General features: G+C 67.7%; 13 protein-coding genes. 9 read left to right on the plus strand and 4 right to left on the minus strand.

Going from position 1 to position 18,101, the window contains the following annotated elements:
- Nucleotides 1-13 precede the first annotated feature (13 nt).
- Entirely contained in the window at nt 14-1,969 is a 1,956-nt protein-coding gene (nosZ, locus tag IPI67_15190) for a Sec-dependent nitrous-oxide reductase (protein MBK7581541.1), read from the minus strand.
- A 266-nt stretch (nt 1,970-2,235) separates the two neighbouring features.
- The gene (locus IPI67_15195) at nt 2,236-2,802 is read right to left on the minus strand and encodes a fasciclin domain-containing protein (protein MBK7581542.1); all 567 of its coding nucleotides are present in this window, start codon (nt 2,800-2,802) and stop codon (nt 2,236-2,238) included.
- Nucleotides 2,803-2,916: 114 nt separating this feature from the next.
- On the opposite strand from IPI67_15195, the gene IPI67_15200 reads away from it, so the two are divergent.
- The 5 genes from IPI67_15200 to IPI67_15220 all read left to right on the plus strand — a co-directional run bounded on the left by IPI67_15200 (nt 2,917) and on the right by IPI67_15220 (nt 8,245).
- The gene (locus IPI67_15200) at nt 2,917-4,035 is read left to right on the plus strand and encodes a HEAT repeat domain-containing protein (protein MBK7581543.1); all 1,119 of its coding nucleotides are present in this window, start codon (nt 2,917-2,919) and stop codon (nt 4,033-4,035) included.
- Nucleotides 3,995-4,516, plus strand: a complete 522-nt coding sequence (locus IPI67_15205; GenBank protein MBK7581544.1) for a TerB family tellurite resistance protein — start codon at nt 3,995-3,997, stop codon at nt 4,514-4,516. Before IPI67_15200 ends, IPI67_15205 begins: the two co-directional genes overlap by 41 nt.
- A 119-nt stretch (nt 4,517-4,635) precedes the next feature.
- Nucleotides 4,636-5,634, plus strand: coding sequence for a thiamine pyrophosphate-dependent dehydrogenase E1 component subunit alpha (locus IPI67_15210; protein ID MBK7581545.1), 999 nt, complete (start codon nt 4,636-4,638; stop codon nt 5,632-5,634).
- Between the two features lie 801 nt (nt 5,635-6,435).
- A complete protein-coding gene (locus IPI67_15215) occupies nt 6,436-7,596 on the plus strand; it encodes an HNH endonuclease (GenBank protein ID MBK7581546.1) in 1,161 nt (386 codons plus the stop codon).
- A 313-nt stretch (nt 7,597-7,909) separates the two neighbouring features.
- Complete coding sequence (locus tag IPI67_15220; GenBank protein ID MBK7581547.1) at nt 7,910-8,245, plus strand: hypothetical protein; 336 nt, start codon at nt 7,910-7,912, stop codon at nt 8,243-8,245.
- Between the two features lie 27 nt (nt 8,246-8,272).
- Here IPI67_15220 and IPI67_15225 read toward each other — a convergent pair whose 3' ends face one another.
- The gene (locus tag IPI67_15225; protein ID MBK7581548.1) at nt 8,273-9,826 is read right to left on the minus strand and encodes a hypothetical protein; all 1,554 of its coding nucleotides are present in this window, start codon (nt 9,824-9,826) and stop codon (nt 8,273-8,275) included.
- A gap of 166 nt (nt 9,827-9,992) precedes the next feature.
- Here IPI67_15225 and IPI67_15230 point away from each other — a divergent pair, with 166 nt between their 5' ends.
- From IPI67_15230 to IPI67_15245, 4 genes are all read left to right on the plus strand, one after another.
- Nucleotides 9,993-12,089 (plus strand): gliding motility protein, encoded by a 2,097-nt coding sequence (locus IPI67_15230; protein ID MBK7581549.1) that lies wholly within the window; start codon nt 9,993-9,995, stop codon nt 12,087-12,089.
- A 439-nt stretch (nt 12,090-12,528) separates the two neighbouring features.
- Nucleotides 12,529-13,941, plus strand: coding sequence for a dihydrolipoyl dehydrogenase (gene lpdA, locus IPI67_15235; protein MBK7581550.1), 1,413 nt, complete (start codon nt 12,529-12,531; stop codon nt 13,939-13,941).
- Nucleotides 13,942-14,058: 117 nt separating this feature from the next.
- Nucleotides 14,059-14,790: a PspA/IM30 family protein gene (locus tag IPI67_15240; protein ID MBK7581551.1), complete on the plus strand. Its 732-nt coding sequence runs from the start codon at nt 14,059-14,061 to the stop codon at nt 14,788-14,790.
- An 11-nt stretch (nt 14,791-14,801) separates the two neighbouring features.
- Nucleotides 14,802-17,060 (plus strand): hypothetical protein, encoded by a 2,259-nt coding sequence (locus IPI67_15245; GenBank protein ID MBK7581552.1) that lies wholly within the window; start codon nt 14,802-14,804, stop codon nt 17,058-17,060.
- Here IPI67_15245 and IPI67_15250 read toward each other — a convergent pair.
- A complete protein-coding gene (locus IPI67_15250) occupies nt 17,051-18,091 on the minus strand; it encodes an EscU/YscU/HrcU family type III secretion system export apparatus switch protein (GenBank protein MBK7581553.1) in 1,041 nt (346 codons plus the stop codon). The two genes, IPI67_15245 and IPI67_15250, sit on opposite strands and share 10 nt — an antisense overlap.
- Nucleotides 18,092-18,101: the final 10 nt, after the last annotated feature.

The raw sequence follows: 18,101 nt of genomic DNA on the forward strand, positions 1-18,101 counted from the left end.
GCTTTCTCCCCCCTCACTTCGGCTTGACCAGGAAGTAGCCAGCCATCTCCAGGTGCAGGGCAGAGCAGAACTCGGTGCAGTAGAACGGGAAGACACCCGGTACGTCGGCCTTGAAGGTCACGTTCTCGTGTTTGCCCGGCTCCAGGCTCAGGTTGACGTTGTACATGTTCAGCGCAAAGCCGTGGGTCTGGTCCTCGGCCGCCTCGAGGCTGGTGATGTGGAGATTCACGGTGTCGCCTTCGTTGACCTCGATCTGATCGGGGACGAAGTGGCTGCGGATTGCCGTCATCCAGACGTCGACGGTGGTGCCGTTGCGGGTGATCTTGGCGGCCTTCTCGTTCGCCACTGCGTTCGGATCGACCTGCCCCGTGTAGGGGTTCTCTCCCGCTTTGTACGCCTGAATCGGCTTCAGCTTGTCGCTCTTGATCATCTGCGAGTAGTGCGGCTCACCGATGCCGATTGGGGTGTCGCTGAGCAACCGCATGTTGTCGCCGGCCACGTCGAGGAGCTGGAAGTTCTGCGGGTACAGCGGGCCGACCTTGGAGAACCGGTCCATGCTCATCTTGTTCATCGCCACGACGTATTTGCCGTCCGGGCTCACGGTGTCCCCTTCGGCCGCCATGATGTGGCCGATATTGTAGTGCACCGGGAGCTTTTCGACGAGCTTCAGGTCCTTGAGCGACCATTTGGCGACGACACTCTCGATGAACACCGAGGTGTAGGCGAAACCCTTGTCGTCGAAGACCGTGTGCAGCGGTCCGAGGCCGATCTCCGTCTGGCCGCGGATCGACTCCTTGAACGACAAGATGGGCAAGCCGTAGGCGTCCTTGCCCTCGAACTTCTTCTGGTCGATGAGCGCCTTCATCTTGGCGAAGTCATAGACCGTGGCATGGGTGTCGAGCTTGCCACCGACCACGATCGCGGTTCCGTCGGGCGTCACGTCGCAGCCGTGGGGGCTCTTGGGCTCGCCGACCAGCGCGATCACGTTCTCTTCGGCGCTGACCTTGAGCGGTAGCACCTTCATGCCCTTGATCGTGACGGCCTTGCCATCTTTGACCAGCTTTTCGGCCTTCTTCCAGTCGATGATGTGCATGTAGTCCATGTCGTTCTTGGACGCACCGCTCTCGATTGGGGGTTTGCCTTCCAGCGTGCCACCGATGGCCATCTCGGTGTTGAACGAGTTGATGAAGGCCCAGCCGTCGCTGACCAGCTTGCCGGCGTCGGCGAGATCCTGAGTGTAAGGCGGCAGCTCGATCGCAAAACTCTGCGCGGTGTCGATACGGCCCTTCGCGCGGTCGAACTTCCAGAACATCGCCACGCCGCGGTACTTCTCTTTGTACTCCGACAGCGGCGCGTACTCGCGGCCCAGTGGGGCCGGATACTGGCTGGTCTCGATGATGTAGTTGGTGTTCGGATCGACGAAGGCGCCGCCGTGATCGCTGGCGACCAGGGGATTGGGCACCAGCTGTTTGGTCATGAAGTCTTTGAGATCGACCACGGCCACGCGGCCGTTGGCCTTGTCGTTCACGAACAGGTACTCGCCGTCGTAGTCACCCTTGGTCTCGCTCAGGTTCGGGTGGTGCACGTCGGCCCACGAGAGCTTGCGCGAGGTCTGCGCACCTTGCGCGAGGATCTTGTCGCTCTCACCACCGTAGCCGTAGCCCTGCCATGGCTCCGGGGAGAACACGGCGATGACCTTCAGCAGGCGCATGGAGGGCATATCGATCATCAGGATCTGGCCAGACTGCCCGCCCGACGCGAACACGATGTAGTCGTCACTCTTGCCGCCGGGCACGTAGGTCTTGAGCGCGCCTTCGACGTCCGCTTCGGTCAGCCCGCGCGCGTCCATGAGCTGTTTGATCGACGCCGACGCGCCGAGTGCCCCGCTCGCGGTCTGAGCGCCTTTCTTTTCGGCTTTGTTCTCGCAAGATGCGGCCAAGGCCGCCAAACCGAGGACTGCGCCGCCCATGAGCAGCGCTTTCGTGAGGGTCAGTTGCATCACATGTCTCCTGATTGTGCCGAGTGCCGCGAGGCTGGTTCCGGTGTCGACTCACTGGCAAAGGTCGTTCCGTTGCGAGTCAGACCTGACGGACACTGGGCTCGGGGCCTTGGGGGGCTAGTTCTCGTGGTGGATAGGGGATGTTCGGTGGAATTTGCGCGACCAAGATCGCGCAGTGGGTGCGCGAGCGAGCGCCGAGGGCGCAGTGATTTCGGCAATCTGGACCTCTGGGTCCACTATTGGGCCGGCGGGAGCAGCACCCCATCGATGACGTGAACGATGCCGTTCGACGCCCGGATCGAGGCCGTTATCGTCGCGTCGTTCAGCATGACCTTGTCGCCCTTGACGTGGATCGTGACCTTCAGACCGTTGGCCATCGCCAAGGTCTCGCCGTCCTTCAGATCCTTCGTTTCGTAGACCGACGTGGTCACGTGAAATTTCAGAATGTTGCGGAGGTCGTCCTTCTTTTCGGGCTTGAGCAGGCCGTCGACCGTGCCCGCAGGGAGCTTTTCGAAGGCGGCGTTGGTGGGCGCGAACACCGTCAATGGACCGGCGTTCGACACCGAGGTGACGTAGTCCGCCGCCTTGAGCGCGGTCACCAGGGTCGTGTGATCCTTGGAACCTACCGCAATGCTGACGATGTTTTTCGGGTCGAGCGGGGGCAGGTTGCTGGCGGGCGCTCGAGAGGCGGCGGGCGCGGCAGCGGCGCTCTCCGCGGCCGAGCCGGCCTGGGCCGCGGCATCGGTCTTGTCGCAGCTCGCGAGCGAGAGGCAGATCCCCATGGTGATGAGCGACTTGTGCATTTGGCTCCTCCAGAGCGACGGGCGAGCCGGACAATTCGGAACCCCGCGTCGTGCGGCCGTAGGCAGCATGCGTGCCAACCGTGCTGCTCGGTGCTGCTAGGCTCCGCCCAGCCCATGTTCGGCCTGGCTCCACTGCCCCGCACGCTGGCCGCTGCGCTGCGTGATGCGGGCCACAAGAAATTCGAGGTTCGCCTCTCGGCGCTGCGTGACCTCGGTCGTCATGCTGGGGAAGGGAGCCAGGACGCCGTCTCACGCCTGCGCGCGGCGCTGCTCGAAGACGCTGCCGCGGGGGTTCGGGCGGAGGCTGCGCTCGCCCTCGCCGACGCAGGCGTGAAAGGGGTGCTCCCCGATCTGGTTCGAGCCGTGACCGAGGACGAGTCGCTACGCGTGCGACAGATGTGTCTGGTTGCCCTCGGCGAGATCGCGGGCACCGACGCGGAGGCCGCCGTCGAGGTGGTGGACGTGGTCGAAGCGGCGCTCGCAGATCCTCGACCGGAGATCCGTTTCCAGGCCATGGTTGCCTTCGCGCAGGTCGGGGGAGAGCGCTCGGTCGATGCGCTGTTTCGCGCGCTCGAGGATCCCGACGGCCACGTGCGTTATGTCGGCCTTAGACTGGCGGAGGAGCGCTGGGTTGGTGAGCACACATCGGTCGCCCCCGCTCGGCTCGCGTCGAGAGCGCGTGTGCTGCTCGATGACGAGGTTGCCGAGGTGCGCTTGGCCGCCGCGCTGCTCCTTGGGCGGCTGGGCGACAAGAGCGGCGCGGACGTGTTGGTGGTGGCGGTGGGGACTGGCAGCGGCACTCACGAGCCGGAGGACGCCGAGGCGGCCATCGAGCTCGCGGGGGAGCTCGGGCTCGCCGCGGCCCGCGCCGGCCTGGTGAAGCGGGCGTTCGGACTGTTCGGCGTGAGCCGCGACCCGTTCGCGTGGCAGGCCAAGGTCGCGCTGGCTCGCCTCGGTGATGCGCGGGCCCGCAGCAGCATTCTCCAGGGGCTCGACGCCTGGACGCGAGACGCGCGGACCCTGGCGGTCGCCGCCGCCGGACGTGCGCGGCTAAAGGAAGCGCGTACGCTGATTCTGGCGATGCGGGGCCGGCCGGAGCGGGCGGAGCCCTCGGCCGTGGAAGAATCACTGCGGCTACTGGGCGCTGCCGATCACATTGACGCCGCGCCGGGCCACGGCGAAGGAGGAGACCATGATTCAGCTGCGCGACAAGACCCTGGCCAGGATCCGTGACGAGCTGCTCGAGGTGGGTCAACCCCCGAGCGTTCACTTCATGCGTGCCGCGGCGGAGGACGACCCGTTCGCGGGTGATCCCGACGCCAAGCAACGCTTCGAGGCGCTGTTCGAGGTGATGTGCCTGATGGTCATGGCGGACGGTAAGGTCACCGACAGCGAGCGTGACGTGTTGCGCGGCGCGGTGCGGGGGCTGACTCAGCACGCCGTGCGGACGCACCACATCGAAAAGCTGTTCGAGCAGTGTGCCGAGCTGGCGAAGCAGGGCATGGAAGCGCGCCTGGCCGCCGTGGCGCCCACGCTGAAAGAGGACCCCGCCCTCGCGGACGCCGCGTTCTCGCTGGCCGCCGCGCTGGCGTTTGCCGACGACGAGATCGAAGACAGCGAGAACGAGGTGATCAACGCCCTGGCCGAAGCCCTGGAGCTCGATGGAGATCACGCGACGGAGCTCCTGAACCAGCTCGAGACGGAATCCGAGTGACCGGCAAGCGGTCCGAGCGCAGCGCCGATCCGACGCTCGGGTTGCTCCGAGTGCTCACGGACGACGGCAGCACCGATCCCGCAACGGATCCGCGCCTGCCGCGGGAGACCCTGCTGCGCATGTACCGCGAAATGCGGAAGATGCGCGTGCTCGAGACACGCATGGTCGGTCTGCAGCGACAGGGCCGCGTCGGGTTCTACGGCACCTGTACGGGGCAGGAGGCGACCCCCATCGCAACCGCCCTCGCCACCGCAGAGAACGACTGGATCTTCCCCGCGCTACGCGAGAGCTCCATCATGCTGGTCCGGGGGTTCCCTCTGGACACGTACCTCGCCCAGGTCTTCGGCAACGACCTCGACGTGCTGAAGGGGCGCAACATGCCCAGCCACATGGCGGGCCGAGCGGTGAACCAGGTGTCGTGGTCGAGCTGCATCGGCCCCCAGATCCCCCAGGCGGTGGGCGCGGCTTGGGCTGCGAAGCTGCGCAAAGATCCGACGGTTACCATCGGCTTCATGGGGGATGGCGCGACGAGCCAGCCGGACTTCCACAACGCGATGAACTTCGCTGCCGTGTTCCAGGTCCCGTGCGTGATGATCTGCCAGAACAACCACTGGTCCATCAGTGTGCCAACAGCTCGCCAGACCGCGTCCGAGACGCTGGCGGTGAAGGCCAAGGCCTACGGCCTGCCTGGCGTGCGCGTCGACGGCAACGACGTGCTCGCGGTCTACCGAGTGGTCAAAGACGCGGTCGACCGCGCGCGAGCCGGCGGCGGACCGACGTTCGTCGAGAGTTTCACCTATCGCATGGGGGCCCACTCGACGAGTGACGATCCGACCCGCTATCGCTCCGAAGAGGAAGTGAAGAGCTGGGCCGAGAAGGACCCCATCGACCGCATCCGGCGCCACCTCGAGCGCGAGGGCCACCTGGACGCGGCGCTCGTGGAGCGCATCGATCAGGAGCTCAACGAGGAAATCTCGCGCGCCATCGAGGCAGTCGAAAAACGCCTGCCCCCGCCCCTCGAGTCACTCTTCGACGACGTGTACGCGGTGCTGCCCTGGCATCTTCGCGAGCAGCGCGACGCGCTGGCAAACGCACCGCGGGCGCCGAGCGGGCACTGACTCGTGACTCGCCTTTGCGGGCGAATCACGAAGGCTTCCGGGGTCAGGCGTCAGGCCACCGGCTCGAGAGCGCACCGCGAGCGATCGAATGAGGCCATCGAGTGCACGGAGCCAGGAACCGGCCCTGATCGGGAGTCGGGCCGGCCAGCAGCAAAGGGGCACGGCCGAGGTGCCCCCGCCTCGCCCGGCGAGAGCTGGAAGGCCAGCGCCGAGGACCGAGCGGTCGGCGAAGGCAGCGGCCGCGAGAAGAGAGCAAGGAAGACGAAGTAGTCACTCTGCGGCGCAGGGCGAGACGATGCCCGCGCGGACGTCGCGTCTCGTCGCCTGGGAGCGGCCACCGGAAGAGCGGTCTCAACGCGCACGGTGTGCCCCGCTCGGGCTCGGTCGCGTTGCTTTGCTGCGCGAGCCGGCGAGCCCATGCCGCTGCCGCTTCCAAGACCACCGAGGGCAATCCGTGCACCCCTCTTTGTTCGAGGGGTGCGAGAGGCGTGGTTCCGAGCTCTGCGCCGCGCCGAAGCGCGTGCTTGAAAAGAGCATGTCGAGCGCGACACGAGCACGATTTTTCTTGACCGGTTTCCGGGCGCGCAGCGCGCGCTTGCGACGAGTCACGCGGAGACCCTCACGCGCTGCCACGAGGATGAGCGCTGTGCGCGCTTCGCGCATCGCGGTGACGTTCGAAGCATTTCACGTCGTGAGCGTCGCGCCTGGTGGCAGCGGTGAGGGCGAAAAATCGCGTGGTATGCGGAGATATGCGCGCCCCTCTCGCTCACTGCTCTCACCGATGACGAGCTCATCGCTCACTTGCCGGAGGCCCGCCGCGCCGAGCGCCGCGCCGTCGCCCGGGTCATCGCCTACCTCGGCGAGGTCGAGCGGCGGAAGTTGTATCTCGGTCAGGCCTGCTCCTCGATGTTCGCGTACTGCACGGAGCGGCTCGGGTACTCCGAAAACGAGGCGCAGACGCGCATCGCCGTCGCCCGGACTTGCCTTCGGTTTCCCGAGGCAATGGCCGACCTCGAGTCCGGCGCGCTCCACCTGACCGGCCTCTGGTTGCTCGCGCCTCGCCTCACGGACGAAAACGTGAGTGCGCTGCTCAGCGAGGTCCGGGGCAAGAGCCGCCGCCAAATCGAGGCGCTGCTCGCGCGCCGCTTCCCCAAGCCGGACGTGCTCCCGAGCATCACGCCGCTCGGGGGACGCACCATGCTCGAGCAAGGTGACACGGGGCCCGGCGCCCCGGTCGCCCAGGGCGACGCGACCCCGGGCGCGCCGGCGAGCTCCCGGGCTCGGGTCGAGCCGCTCTCGGCGACGAGCTTCCGCGTGGAGTTCACGGCCAGTGCGGCGCTCAGGGACAAGCTCGAGCGCGCTCGAGACCTGCTCAGCCACGCCGAGCCGGGCGGGGAGCTCGCCGTCATCATCGAGCGGGCCATCGACGAGCTCATCGCCGTCGAGACCAAGCGCCGCGAGGGCGCGGGCAAGCCGCGCAAGCGTCGCGAGACGAAGCCGGGCTCGCGGCACGTGCCCGTCGACGTCCAGCGGGAGGTGCGGGAGCGGGACGCTGACCAGTGCACCTTCACCGATGCTGCCGGTCGCAGATGCTCGGAGACCCGTTTCCTGACCATCGAGCACATCGTTCCCTTCGCGAAGGGCGGGCCGACCACCGTGGACAACTGCTGCCTGCTCTGCTCGGCTCACAACTCGTATCGAGCGCGACAGGTGTTCGGCGAAGAGCACATCCAGAACGAGATCGCCGGGGCTCGAGCTCGCCGCGAAACGAACCGCACGCCGGCACCTGCGGTCGCGGCCGCGCCCGAGCCCGAAGTGTTCGAGAAGGTGCGCTCGGCGCTGGTGCTCTCGGGGTTCAAGCGGGCCCAGGCACGGCAAGCTGTCGAGCACGTGCGACTGCGCGGGATCGAGCCTCGGGTCGAACCCCTGCTTCGCGCCGCCATCGCCGTGCTCACACCCTGAGACGGTCCGGGCACACCCGCACAAAGGGTGTGCCGGCAGGTGCTCGTGGTCTCGGCAGCGGCAGCGTTGTGGGCACCAATGCGAGCGCATCATGACTCGAAGGGGACGCACCAGGCAGAGGCTCATCGGCATGCTGCAGAACCGCATCGGCGAGGCGAGGCTCGACGAGGTCCCCGACTCGCGCGACCGGCCCGGCCGCCGGCGGGAGCAGAGCGCGCTCTTGGGGGATGAGCCAGGAACCGGGTGGCTTGCGGGGCAGCGTGGCCCGGACTAGACGATGCCTTCACGACCGAACCAAGCGGAGCGGAGCCCCATGAAGAAGTTTCTCGTCCTCTACAAAGCGCCGATGGCCTCGTACGAGCAGGCGAAAAAAGCCACGCCCGAGCAGCAAAAAGCCGGCATGGACGCCTGGATGGCGTGGAGCAAGAACTCGAGCGGCACGATTGTCGACATGGGGGCGCCGCTCGGCAAGGGCGTGCATGTGACGACTGCCGGTGCCGCCGAAGTCCCCAACGATCTGGGGGGCTACTCGGTGCTCCAGGCAGAGTCCAAAGAGGCTCTGGCCGAGAGCCTGAAAGGGCATCCGCATTTCATGATGCCCGAGGGGTTCATCGAGGTCGTCGAGATCATGCAAATCCCGGGGATGTGAGTCGGCGCGTTGCTCCCGACGCTGAGGTCACTTGCGCAGGATCCTCAGGGCTCGGAGCGCGATGTTGTCGTACTCGTCGGTCTCCGCGACGGTGTCCCCATCGTCCACGGCCATCAACACGTAGTGGTAACCCTCGCCGGCGTCGGCGGGCACCTGCGTTCGCAGCACGTGCTCGCCGCGCTCGCCGCCACTCTGCAGGCCGAGGACGGCGAAGTCCGTCAGCCGCTGGTCTTTCGCATCCAGGCGCGGGTCGGCGGAGAAATAGAATGCTACCTTGAACGGACCGCTCCGATCCGCTCCCATGTTGCGCAGCGAGAAGCGCAGCTCGAGCGGGTCGCCCGGCAAGGCCGATGACTTGTCGAGGAAGAAGAAGCGATCGCTGAGGTTGACTTTCCGGATGGCGAGCGGCACCGCCTTGATGTTGTTGCGCTCCTTGAGCTCGCCGTTCTTGTCGTCGACATCGACGATCACCCCCACGAAGTACTTGCCGCTGGCGAGCGCGGGGACGGTGAGCTCCTGGTGGAAGGTGCCGCTGGTCGTGTTGGCGGCGAGCCCCGTGATCTCCAGCGTGTCAGCCAGCGTGTCGGTCGGGTCGATGCTCGCATTCTTCGAGATGTAGGCCGCGACCTTGAACGGCAGCGCGGCGACCTTGCCCTGGTTCTGGAGGCGGTACGCGAGCACGATGCGCGAACCCGGCGCGGCCGCATCCCGGCTCACGGAGAGCTGTCCGACGACCAGATCCGGCGAGCGGAACACCCAGTAGGGAGCCGACTCGGAGTTGTCGCTCTCGTTGGCTTCCAAGACTGCGCCGTCGAGGTCCGCGACGATGCCGAGCTCGACCTGCTGACCGCGGACCGGACAGCGGGTGTCCACGGCAAGCTTGCGACTGATTGTGAGCTGGCCATTGCCGGCGATCGCCCCGTGGATGAAGGTCGTGAGGATCAGATCGTCGTGGGTCAGCTCCGCGTCGTCGGAGCAGTAGAGCCCGAGCTTGAAGGGCCCCTGGGCGGCGTAAGGCGTCGTGTTCTTGACCGTCGCCGACAGCTTGATCTCCCGGGCTGCTGGCCCGCGGTCGGGCGTGAGCGAGACCTTCTCGACCCGCAGGTTCGGCAGGAAGCTCGGGTCGACCGTGATCGGAACCGCTTTGAAATTGTTGTCCTCGGAGCGCTCGAGCACCGTGCCCCAGGCATCGGCATAAGCGTACACACTCCCAGGCTTGCACTTGTCGCACGGGGGCAAGCGGACTCGGGCGGAGAACGTCGAGCTCTGCCCGGCGCCGAGTCCTCGGTCCACCTGGATCGCACCGATGCGCGTGACGTTGCCGCGCTTGGGTACGATGAGTCCGTCGCTGTGATAGATGGCGATCCGGAACGGACCCGCATCCACCGTGCCCGAATTCGTGGCGGTCAGCTCGACCTCGAGCCACGAGTCCGGCGCGGCCTGATCGTGACTGAGGGCGAGCTTGCTGATGACCAGATCCGGTCTCGCCGCCGGGACCTGCGCCGCGACATCGGAGGCGATGCCTAAGCACAAAACCGACGTGAGCAAGCTCCCGTTGCGTAGAAAATTCGTGCGGGCCATGTGCAATCGAAGACGCAACCGACATGCCAGAGGGTGAGCTCGCAAAGTGGCCCAGAAGATCGCGCGCGCCGCAGAACGCGGCGGCAAGGCTTGCGCTCGGAGCCGCCAGATGCGGGACATTTGCGGGGCGGCTACCGGCGCCAATTGACTCGTGTAGGCTCGCGCCGTGGTGACGCCGGAGGCGAGGGAGGTGGTACCCGAGCTGCCCGCTTTCGCTCGCGAGCTCACTCCCGGCGGCACGACGAACCGCGCAGTCCGGCAGCTCCACGCGAGGCTCTGTCAAGTCGAGCCAACGAGCCCGCTGCCCGAACGGCTGCACGCCATCGAACAACTCACCCGCTGGGTGTGCGACGGACCGAAACCGCCGCCGCTCGACGGCGCTGCGACCGAGCCGTACGCGACTACGCGGCTGAGGCTGCTCTTGCGGGCGCTCGTCAACGTCCCGGAGCTGCAGCGTCGGCTGCGCGAGACCACGACCAGCGTGCTGTCCGAGGCCAACGCCCTCGGGCTCCTGTGCGAGGTGGGGCTGCCCAACGACCGCGGACTCCTGGACGAGACGAGTGATCGGCTGGCGCGCCGTCTCTTGCCTCGGGCACCCGACCCTCGCGATCTCGGTGAGCTGTTCGCGCACATGTTCAAGACGTCGCGGGATGCCGACTGGCTCGCCGGGCTCCCGACGGAGCTCGTGGTCGAGTTCTTGACGGTGCTCGGCGACGTGTGGCAGCCGCTGCGCGACGCAACGGAAGACGCGCTGGCGCTGCTCACTACCCGGGTCTCGGCGCTCGGCTTGTCGGACGACATTCGACGGCGCGGGCCTGCCGGACCGGTGCGAGAGAGCCCGTTCTTCCGGGTGCATCACGCCGCCTTTGACGAGCTGCCGGAGCTCTCGACGTTGTGTCGTAGCGATCTGGTGGTCGTGCTCGACAACCTCGAGCGCTTCGGTGTCAGCGTCGACGTCGTTTACCGGCTGGAAGTCATCGCGAAGTGCCTCACGCGCATCGAGTCCATCTTGGTGGCGCGGGATCCCCGGAAGACGCCCGAGATCGTCAGTGCCGAGGCGGCGTTCGTGGCGGAGCTGGTGCGGGCGCGGCTGCGTGAGCAGAGTGTGCGCGGGGTGGTTCGGGACAATCTGCAGCTCCTGGCGCGCAAGGTCATCGAGCGCGCGGGCGAGACCGGTGAGCACTACATCACCGTGTCCCGGGGTGAGTGGTGGAAGATGCTGGCCTCGGCCGCGGGAGGTGGCTTTCTCACTGCGTTCACCTGCGCCGGGAAGTTCCTGACGAAGTGGGGCGGTTTTGCGCCGGCCATCGAGGGCATGGTCAACGCAGTCAACTTCGCCGGGAGCTTCATCGGCATGCAGCTGCTCGGTTTCACGCTGGCGACCAAACAACCGAGCATGACCGCCGCTGCCCTCGCCGGGTCGATCCGCAGCCAGGAGGGGGCGCACCAGCTCGATGACCTGATCACGACCATCGCTCGCATCTGTCGTTCACAGCTGGCGGCGGCGCTGGGCAACGTCGGGGTCGTGATCCCGTCAGCGATGGCCTTCGACCTGGTGTTTCGCGCGGTCGCCGCGCGCCCGTTCCTGGATGGCGAGACCGCGCACCACGCCATCGAGGCGCTGCATCCCGGCCACAGCGCCACGATCCCGTTCGCCGCTCTGACCGGCGTCCTGCTCTGGCTGTCGAGCCTGGGGGCGGGCTGGCTGGAGAACTGGGCCGTGTATCGCCGCATTCCCGAGGCCATCACCGAACACCGGCTGGGGCGGCTCTTCGGGCGTCGCCTGTTCGGGTTCTTCGGGCGCGCTTTCAAGAAACACATCGCGGGATTCGGCGGCAGCGTCACCCTCGGCCTCTTGCTCGGCATGCTCCCGGCGTTCGGCAAGTTCTTTGGACTGCCCGTCGACGTGCGCCACGTCACACTCTCGACCGGCTCGCTCGCGCTCTCGGTCACGGCGCTTGGCGTCGACGCCCTCAAAGATCCAGCCGTGGCCTGGGCGGCGCTGGGCATCCTGTGCATCGGGAGCATGAACTTCGGCATCAGCTTCGTGCTCGCCTTGGGCGTTGCGTTCCGCGCCCGCGAGGTGCCATTGCTCCGCGGGCTCAACCTGCTCGGTGCCGTGCTCGGCCGCTTCGTGCGCTCGCCGCTCGAGTTCGTTTACCCGCCGGCCAGCCAGACCGAGCAGGTATTTTCTCACAGGCCCAGCATGGTCCCGCGGGGTTCGGCGGCCTCACTGCACCGGATCAGCCGGCCGCCATCCTAGAACACCGATCAGCTTGCGCTGCTCGTGTTCTAGGACACTTACGTTGGGGCTGCGCCCCAAACCCCCGGCCTTCGGCCGTGCGCGCTCCGCGCGCGAGCGCCGAACAGATTGCAAGTCGCTGAAAAACAGACGGTCCTGTTGAGCGTGTAGGGTGGGGCGCCCCGGCCTTGGCCGCGCGCGGAGGCCGAACAGATTGCAAGTCGCTGAAAAACAAACGACGGTCACCTGTTCGGCGCTCTAGAACACCGATCAGCTTGCGCTGCTCGCGTTCTAGGACTTTTACGTTGGGGCTGCGCCCCAAACCCCCGGCCTTCGGCCGTGCGCGCTCCGCGCGCGAGCGCCGAACAGATTGCAAGTCGCTGAAAAACAAACGACGGTCACCTGTTCGGCGCTCTAGGCTGGTGCCACGGCTCGGCTTCGATGTTACAAACGCCGCGCGATGGCAGAACGTGTCTACGACGTGGTGGTTCTTGGCGGCGGTCCCGGCGGGTATCCGTGCGCCATTCGGCTCGGTCAGCTGGGGTTGAAGGTCGCCTGCGTCGAGGCCGAAGAGTACGGCGGCGTGTGTTTGAACTGGGGCTGCATCCCGTCGAAGGCGCTGATCAGCACCGCACACCAGTACGAAAAGGCGGGCAAAGCCTCGGAGCAAGGGCTGTCGTTCGGTGAGGTCAGCATCGACGTCGACAAGCTGCAGGCCTGGAAGAACGGCATCGTCAAGAAGCTGACCTCCGGCGTCCGGCACCTGCTCAAACAGAACGGCGCCGAGGCCATCGAGGGCATGGGGCGCTTCGTCGACGCGCAGACGCTCGAGGTGAAACAGAAGTCGGGTGAGCTGCTGCGGGTGCGGGCCACGCGCGGCATCGTGGTTGCGACCGGCTCGGCGACGATCGAGGTGCCGGGCTTCGAGTTCGACGGCAAACAGATCATCGGCGCGCGGGAGGCAGTCAGCCTGACGCACGTGCCAAGACGCCTGGCCGTGATCGGCGGCGGTGTCATCGGGCTCGAGCTCGGCATGGTGTATCAGGCGCTGGGCAGTCAGCTGACCGTGATCGAGCTGACCCCGAATCTGCTGCCTGGCACCGACCCCGATGCGGTGAAGATCGTCGAGCGTTCGCTGGCCAAGAAGGGTGGCCGTGTGCTCAAGCAGGCCAAAGCCGAGCGCTGGGAGCGGAACCCGGACGGCAGCGTGGCGGTCATCGTGTCGACGGGCGGCGCGACTGAACGCGTGGACGCGGACGTGGTGCTGGTTGCCGTGGGCATGCGCCCACGCTCTGGCGGGATCGGGCTCGAGGAGATCGGGGTGACAGTGGACGCGCGGGGTTTCGTTCCGACCGACCCCGAGTGCCGGACCAACGTGCCTGGTGTGTTTGCCATCGGCGACGTCAGCGGCGCGCCGATGCTGGCGCACAAGGCCACCAAAGAAGGGGAGGTGTGCGCCGAGGTCATTGCGGGCAAAGCGGCCGCCAAAGACTGGGTCACCATTCCCGGCATCATCTTCACCGACCCGGAGATCGCCAGCGTGGGATTGACCGAGGAAGCCGCAAAGGCGAGCGGGTTCGAGCTCAAGGTCGGGCGCTTCCCGTTTGCCGCCCTCGGCCGCGCCATGAGCATTCGCGAAACCGACGGCTTCGTGAAGATCGTGACCGAGAAGGGGTCGGCGCGGATCCTCGGCATCCATATCGTCGGGCCCTCGGCCAGCGACCTGATCAGTGAAGCGGCGCTGGCGATGGAAATGGCCGCGACTGCCGAGGACATCGCGCTGACCGTGCATCCGCACCCCACGCTGGGGGAGGCCCTGATGGAAGCCGCGCAGCACGCCCTGGGCCACGCCATTCACATCGCGAATCGCTGACCGGCGCGAGCCGCCCTCGCCCCGGGGTGATGGGCGCCGGCGGCCGCGCACGGCGCAAGAGTGGGCCGCGATTCGCTGGGCTGGCGACCCGGATTGGGTCATGGCATGGTGGCGCCCATGGGGATCTTCGATCGAATGGGCCGTGTGATCTCGAGCAACTTCAACGCATTGCTCGACAAGGCAGATGACCCGAAGAAGTCCATCGAGACGACGCTCTCCGAGATGCAAGATCAGGTGCGCGCCGGCCGCCAGGAAGTGGTCCGGGCCGTCGCCGCGGAGAAACAACTGCGGCAGAAGGTCGCAGACCTCGACACCGAGGTCGAGAAGTGGTCCCAGCGTGCCGAGCTGGCGGTGAAACACGACGACGACGATCTCGCGCGCGAGGCGCTGCTCCAGAAGAAGCGCGTCACCGGTGAACGAGATCGGGCCGAGGCGCTGCGAGCCGAACAGCGCGCCGCGGCCCTCGAGATGAAGGCCGAGCTCGAGCGCATGGAGCAGAAACACCAGGAGTACCAGTCGAAGAAGAGCACCATCATCGCCCGCGCCCAGCAGGTCAAAGCGGGAGGCGGACCTGAAGGGCTGGGCGTAACCGGTCCTGGAGGCAGTGCATTCTCCGAGTTCCGTCGGATGGAAGATCAGATCGAGGGCGTCGAGACCGCGGCGCAAGCGCAGCGTGAGCTCGACGAAGCGTTGGGCGGCGGGCGTGGCCCCGGCGGGCTGACCCGCGAGGAGGTCGAGGCGAAGTTCCGCGCGCTGGAGTACGGCGGCGGCGCGGACGCACCCAAGGGCGGAAGCGAAGTCGACGACGAGCTGGCCCAGCTCAAGAAGAAGATCCGCATCGGAACCTGAGCGCCGCCTTCATGCCCGAAGACGACCGCATCGTCGCGTGTTTCCGCTGGCGCGGAGCGGCGTCCTTGGCCGAGCGTGTCGCAGAGTACGCGAGCGCCGCGGAGGCAGTCTTCACTCGCGCCGAGGATCTCGGTGCGCAGCTGGTTGCGTGGCACGCCGCCAGCTTCGCCGTTGCATTTCCCAAGGACGGCGTCGAGCGACTGGTCGAGCTGATCACGGCCGACGACAGCGCGGCGCTGGGTTTCAGCGTCGGGATCGCGGAGGGGCCGCTGAGTGAGGTGGGGGGCACCGGGCGCATGACGTACGCTTGGGGGCAGTGCCTGGTGATGGCCTGGGCCCTGGCGCGGGTCGCGCGCTCCGGGGAGGTGCTGCTCGATCCAGCGGTCTCGGCGGTGCAAGACGAGCGGCTCTTGGTGCGCGGTTCGCGCATTGGCCTCCTGGGCGAGGCGAGAGTGCGGGGTGTGCGTCTCGATCTGCGCCACCCCTTTCAGCCGGCGCGCGGGTTTCCGACCATCGCGCTCGTTCGAACTCCGTTCCTCGGGCGTGAGCCCGTGGCGCCGCCGCCCGGCACGCTGGGCTTGGTCACGGGGCGTCGCGGTTCGGGTGGCACGCGCTGGCTCGAAGAGCTGGCCGCACGCGAGCGCGAGCGCCGCACGCTGTGGTTGCGGCCTCGGCTGGGAGAGCCGCTTGGCTCGCTCCGACGGGCGCTGGCCCGGGCCGAAGAGGCTCAGGCGGAGCTCGATCCCGAGCTGGGCGCCTCACTGGGCAGTGTGCTCGCGGGGGAAGGTCTCGATCTCGACACCGCGAGCCACCTGTTGTCGGCGCTCCTCCGGCGTGAGGACAGCACTGGGCTGATCCTGATCGACGATGTGGAGCAGATTGATTTCGACAGCCTCGAGGCGGTCGTGCATGCCTCCAAGTCTGGAGCCTTCGCCGTGGTCGCCCGCGCGGTCGATGGACTCGCGCTCCCGGAGGCGCTCGCGTTTTTGCCGACGGCGTTCGAGGTCGAGCTCACGCCGTTCCCGCGGGAGACCGCCGAGGAGCTTGCCCGAGAGCTGTCGAGCGGACGGCTGCGGGGCAGCGAAGCGACGGCGTGGGCCAAGCGAGGGGGTGGCCTTGCCCTCGGGGTGGTCGCTGCCCTCGCGGATGCGCTCGAGAGCGGCGAGCTCGTGTTGCGCGAGGACGCCACCACCACGCGCAGCGTGAAGGCAGAGAGTTTTGCTCCGCAGCAGCTGATTTCGCGACGGGTTCGCCGCTGGGATGCCGGAGTGCGCAGCGTGCTCGGTGCCCTGGCGGTGCTGGGTGGCGATTCGGACGAGGAAGAGATCGCCGCGCTGCTCGGCATGCTGAAACAGGCGCCGCCCGCCGAAGAGACCCTGCACGGGTTGGAGGCTGGCGATCTTCTGCGGCGGGACGGCCGACGACTCACGCTTCCGTCCGCGACACTTCGCTTCGTCTTGAACGACGCATTGGCGGAGGCCGAGCGCGCGCGCCTGCACCGCGCCGCCGCCGCCGTGCTCGCCGGAGCAGACTTGCCGATGTGCTCCGTCGCCGCTTCCGTGCACTCCATGCTGGGTGGTGACGTCGATCGCGCACTGCCGCTCGCCCGGCGCAGTGCTGGAGCGCTGCGCGCCGGCGGGCTCGAAGACACCGCCCGCGCACTCGAGGCGTTCAGCGAGACCGGTGATCCGGCGCTGGTTCATCGGCGAGGTTTGTTCGGGGGTGCAAAGTCGGAGCGGGCCGGATTGCAGCGCTCCGACGTGCCTCCGCCGCTTTCCATGCAGCCGGCGCCGATCACCGATCGACCCTCACGCGCCCCGCCGCCGTCGGGCGAAGAAGCTGGCAAGCGCTTCGTGCAGGCGTTGAGGCTCGGAGATCACGCCGCGATGGAAGTGCTCGCGTCGGAGTTGCGCGACGATGGGGCGCAGCATGTGGTCGCCGATCGACTCGAGGGCATGGCCTGCCTCGCCCGCGGACAGCTGACCGACGCGCTGCGCCGATTGCGGCAGGCCAAAGACGGTGCGCGCAAGCTCGAGCCTCGGGCGCAGAGCCGCGCGGCGCTCGCCCTCGGGGTTGCGCTCGCCAGTGCCGGACGTGGAACCGAAGCCTTGCTCGAGGGGCTCGAGGCGTTGGCCCGCGCGCGCGCGGCTGACGACTCTCGCGGAGAGGCCGCTTGCGCGCGGTTCCTCGCTCAGCTCTCGGCCGCGGCAGGTAGCGACGCGGCCGCCAGTCGCTGGACGCGCGTGGTCGAGCAGACGACTCAGGTTTGAGGCTCGGTCTCAGCCTTGGCGTCGGCCCAGGCCTCCCTCAAGATCTCGGCGACGGCTTCGTAGAGCGCCTCCGGGATCTCGTCGCCGACCTCGAGGTCCATCAGCGCCTGGGCGATGGGCACGTCGCGGACGACGGGGACGCCGTAGGCGTGGGCCGCGGCGATCATCTTCCGGGCGAGCTCCCCGCTGCCCTGGGCAACCACCCGGGGGGCGCTGTCCCCTTCTTCTTCGTAGTGCAGCGCGGCCGCCAGGTGCGTCGGGTTGACGATCAGCACCGAGGCCTTCTGCACGGCGTTCACGCTGGCGCTCGCCAACATCTCCTGGTGCGCCCGGTGGCGCGCGCCCTTCAGCTCGGGATCGCCCTCGCTCTCCTTGTGTTCACGCTTGATCTCGTCGGGGCTCATGCGATTGCGGCGCAGCCAGGACTGGCGCACGAACAGCACGTCGACGGCGGCGAGGGCGACGCCCACCAGCGCTGCAATCCACGCGAGCCGGCCGAGGAGATGGCCCGCCACGAGGGTGCCCTTTGCCGGCTCGCCAACGCTCGCCGCGATGTCCGCGGCGCGCGCGGCCAGCAAGCGCGACGCGAGGTAGGCGATCAGCAGCGAGGCCGCGAGTGCCCGCACGATTCCGAACATGCGCTCGCGTGAGAGCAGAGATCCGAGCCCCTTGGCTGGGTTCAGCTTCGAGAAATCCGGACCCAGCTTCTTCCAGGCCACGAAACCACCCGCCTGGACCGCGCCGGTTGCTGCGGCCGCGAGCGCGGCGCCGAGCACGAGCGGCGCCGACAAGGTCACGACCTCGGTGGCGACTCCGAGCGCGATGCCGGACGGGGCGCCCGGTGGTTCGCGGATGGCGGCGGGGAGCAACTCCGCCACGCGTGCGAGAGTTGCCGCGATGGCCGCCGGCGCCAACGCCACCGCAACGATGAACGACAGGCTCTGAGTGAGTGGCTGCGAGATCGGGCTGTCGCCCTGCTCGCGCGCCTTCCTGAGCCGTCCCGGTGTGGGCTCTTCGGTTTTCTCACTCACGCGCCCCGAG

The sequence above is a fragment of the Myxococcales bacterium genome (genome assembly GCA_016706225.1).
GTDB lineage: Bacteria > Myxococcota_A > Polyangia > Polyangiales > Polyangiaceae > JADJKB01.

Bases quoted from the DNA above. Each gene is read 5' to 3' on its own strand.
- IPI67_15220 (MBK7581547.1), top strand. From the start codon at position 7,910: ATGAAGAAGTTTCTCGTCCTCTACAAAGCGCCGATGGCCTCGTACGAG.
- IPI67_15210 (MBK7581545.1), top strand. From the start codon at position 4,636: ATGTACCGCGAAATGCGGAAGATGCGCGTGCTCGAGACACGCATGGTC.
- IPI67_15225 (MBK7581548.1), bottom strand. From the start codon at position 9,826: ATGGCCCGCACGAATTTTCTACGCAACGGGAGCTTGCTCACGTCGGTT.
- IPI67_15240 (MBK7581551.1), top strand. From the start codon at position 14,059: ATGGGGATCTTCGATCGAATGGGCCGTGTGATCTCGAGCAACTTCAAC.
- nosZ (MBK7581541.1), bottom strand. From the start codon at position 1,969: ATGGGCGGCGCAGTCCTCGGTTTGGCGGCCTTGGCCGCATCTTGCGAG.
- IPI67_15245 (MBK7581552.1), top strand. From the start codon at position 14,802: ATGCCCGAAGACGACCGCATCGTCGCGTGTTTCCGCTGGCGCGGAGCG.
- lpdA (MBK7581550.1), top strand. From the start codon at position 12,529: ATGGCAGAACGTGTCTACGACGTGGTGGTTCTTGGCGGCGGTCCCGGC.
- IPI67_15205 (MBK7581544.1), top strand. From the start codon at position 3,995: ATGATTCAGCTGCGCGACAAGACCCTGGCCAGGATCCGTGACGAGCTG.
- IPI67_15195 (MBK7581542.1), bottom strand. From the start codon at position 2,802: ATGCACAAGTCGCTCATCACCATGGGGATCTGCCTCTCGCTCGCGAGC.
- IPI67_15200 (MBK7581543.1), top strand. From the start codon at position 2,917: ATGTTCGGCCTGGCTCCACTGCCCCGCACGCTGGCCGCTGCGCTGCGT.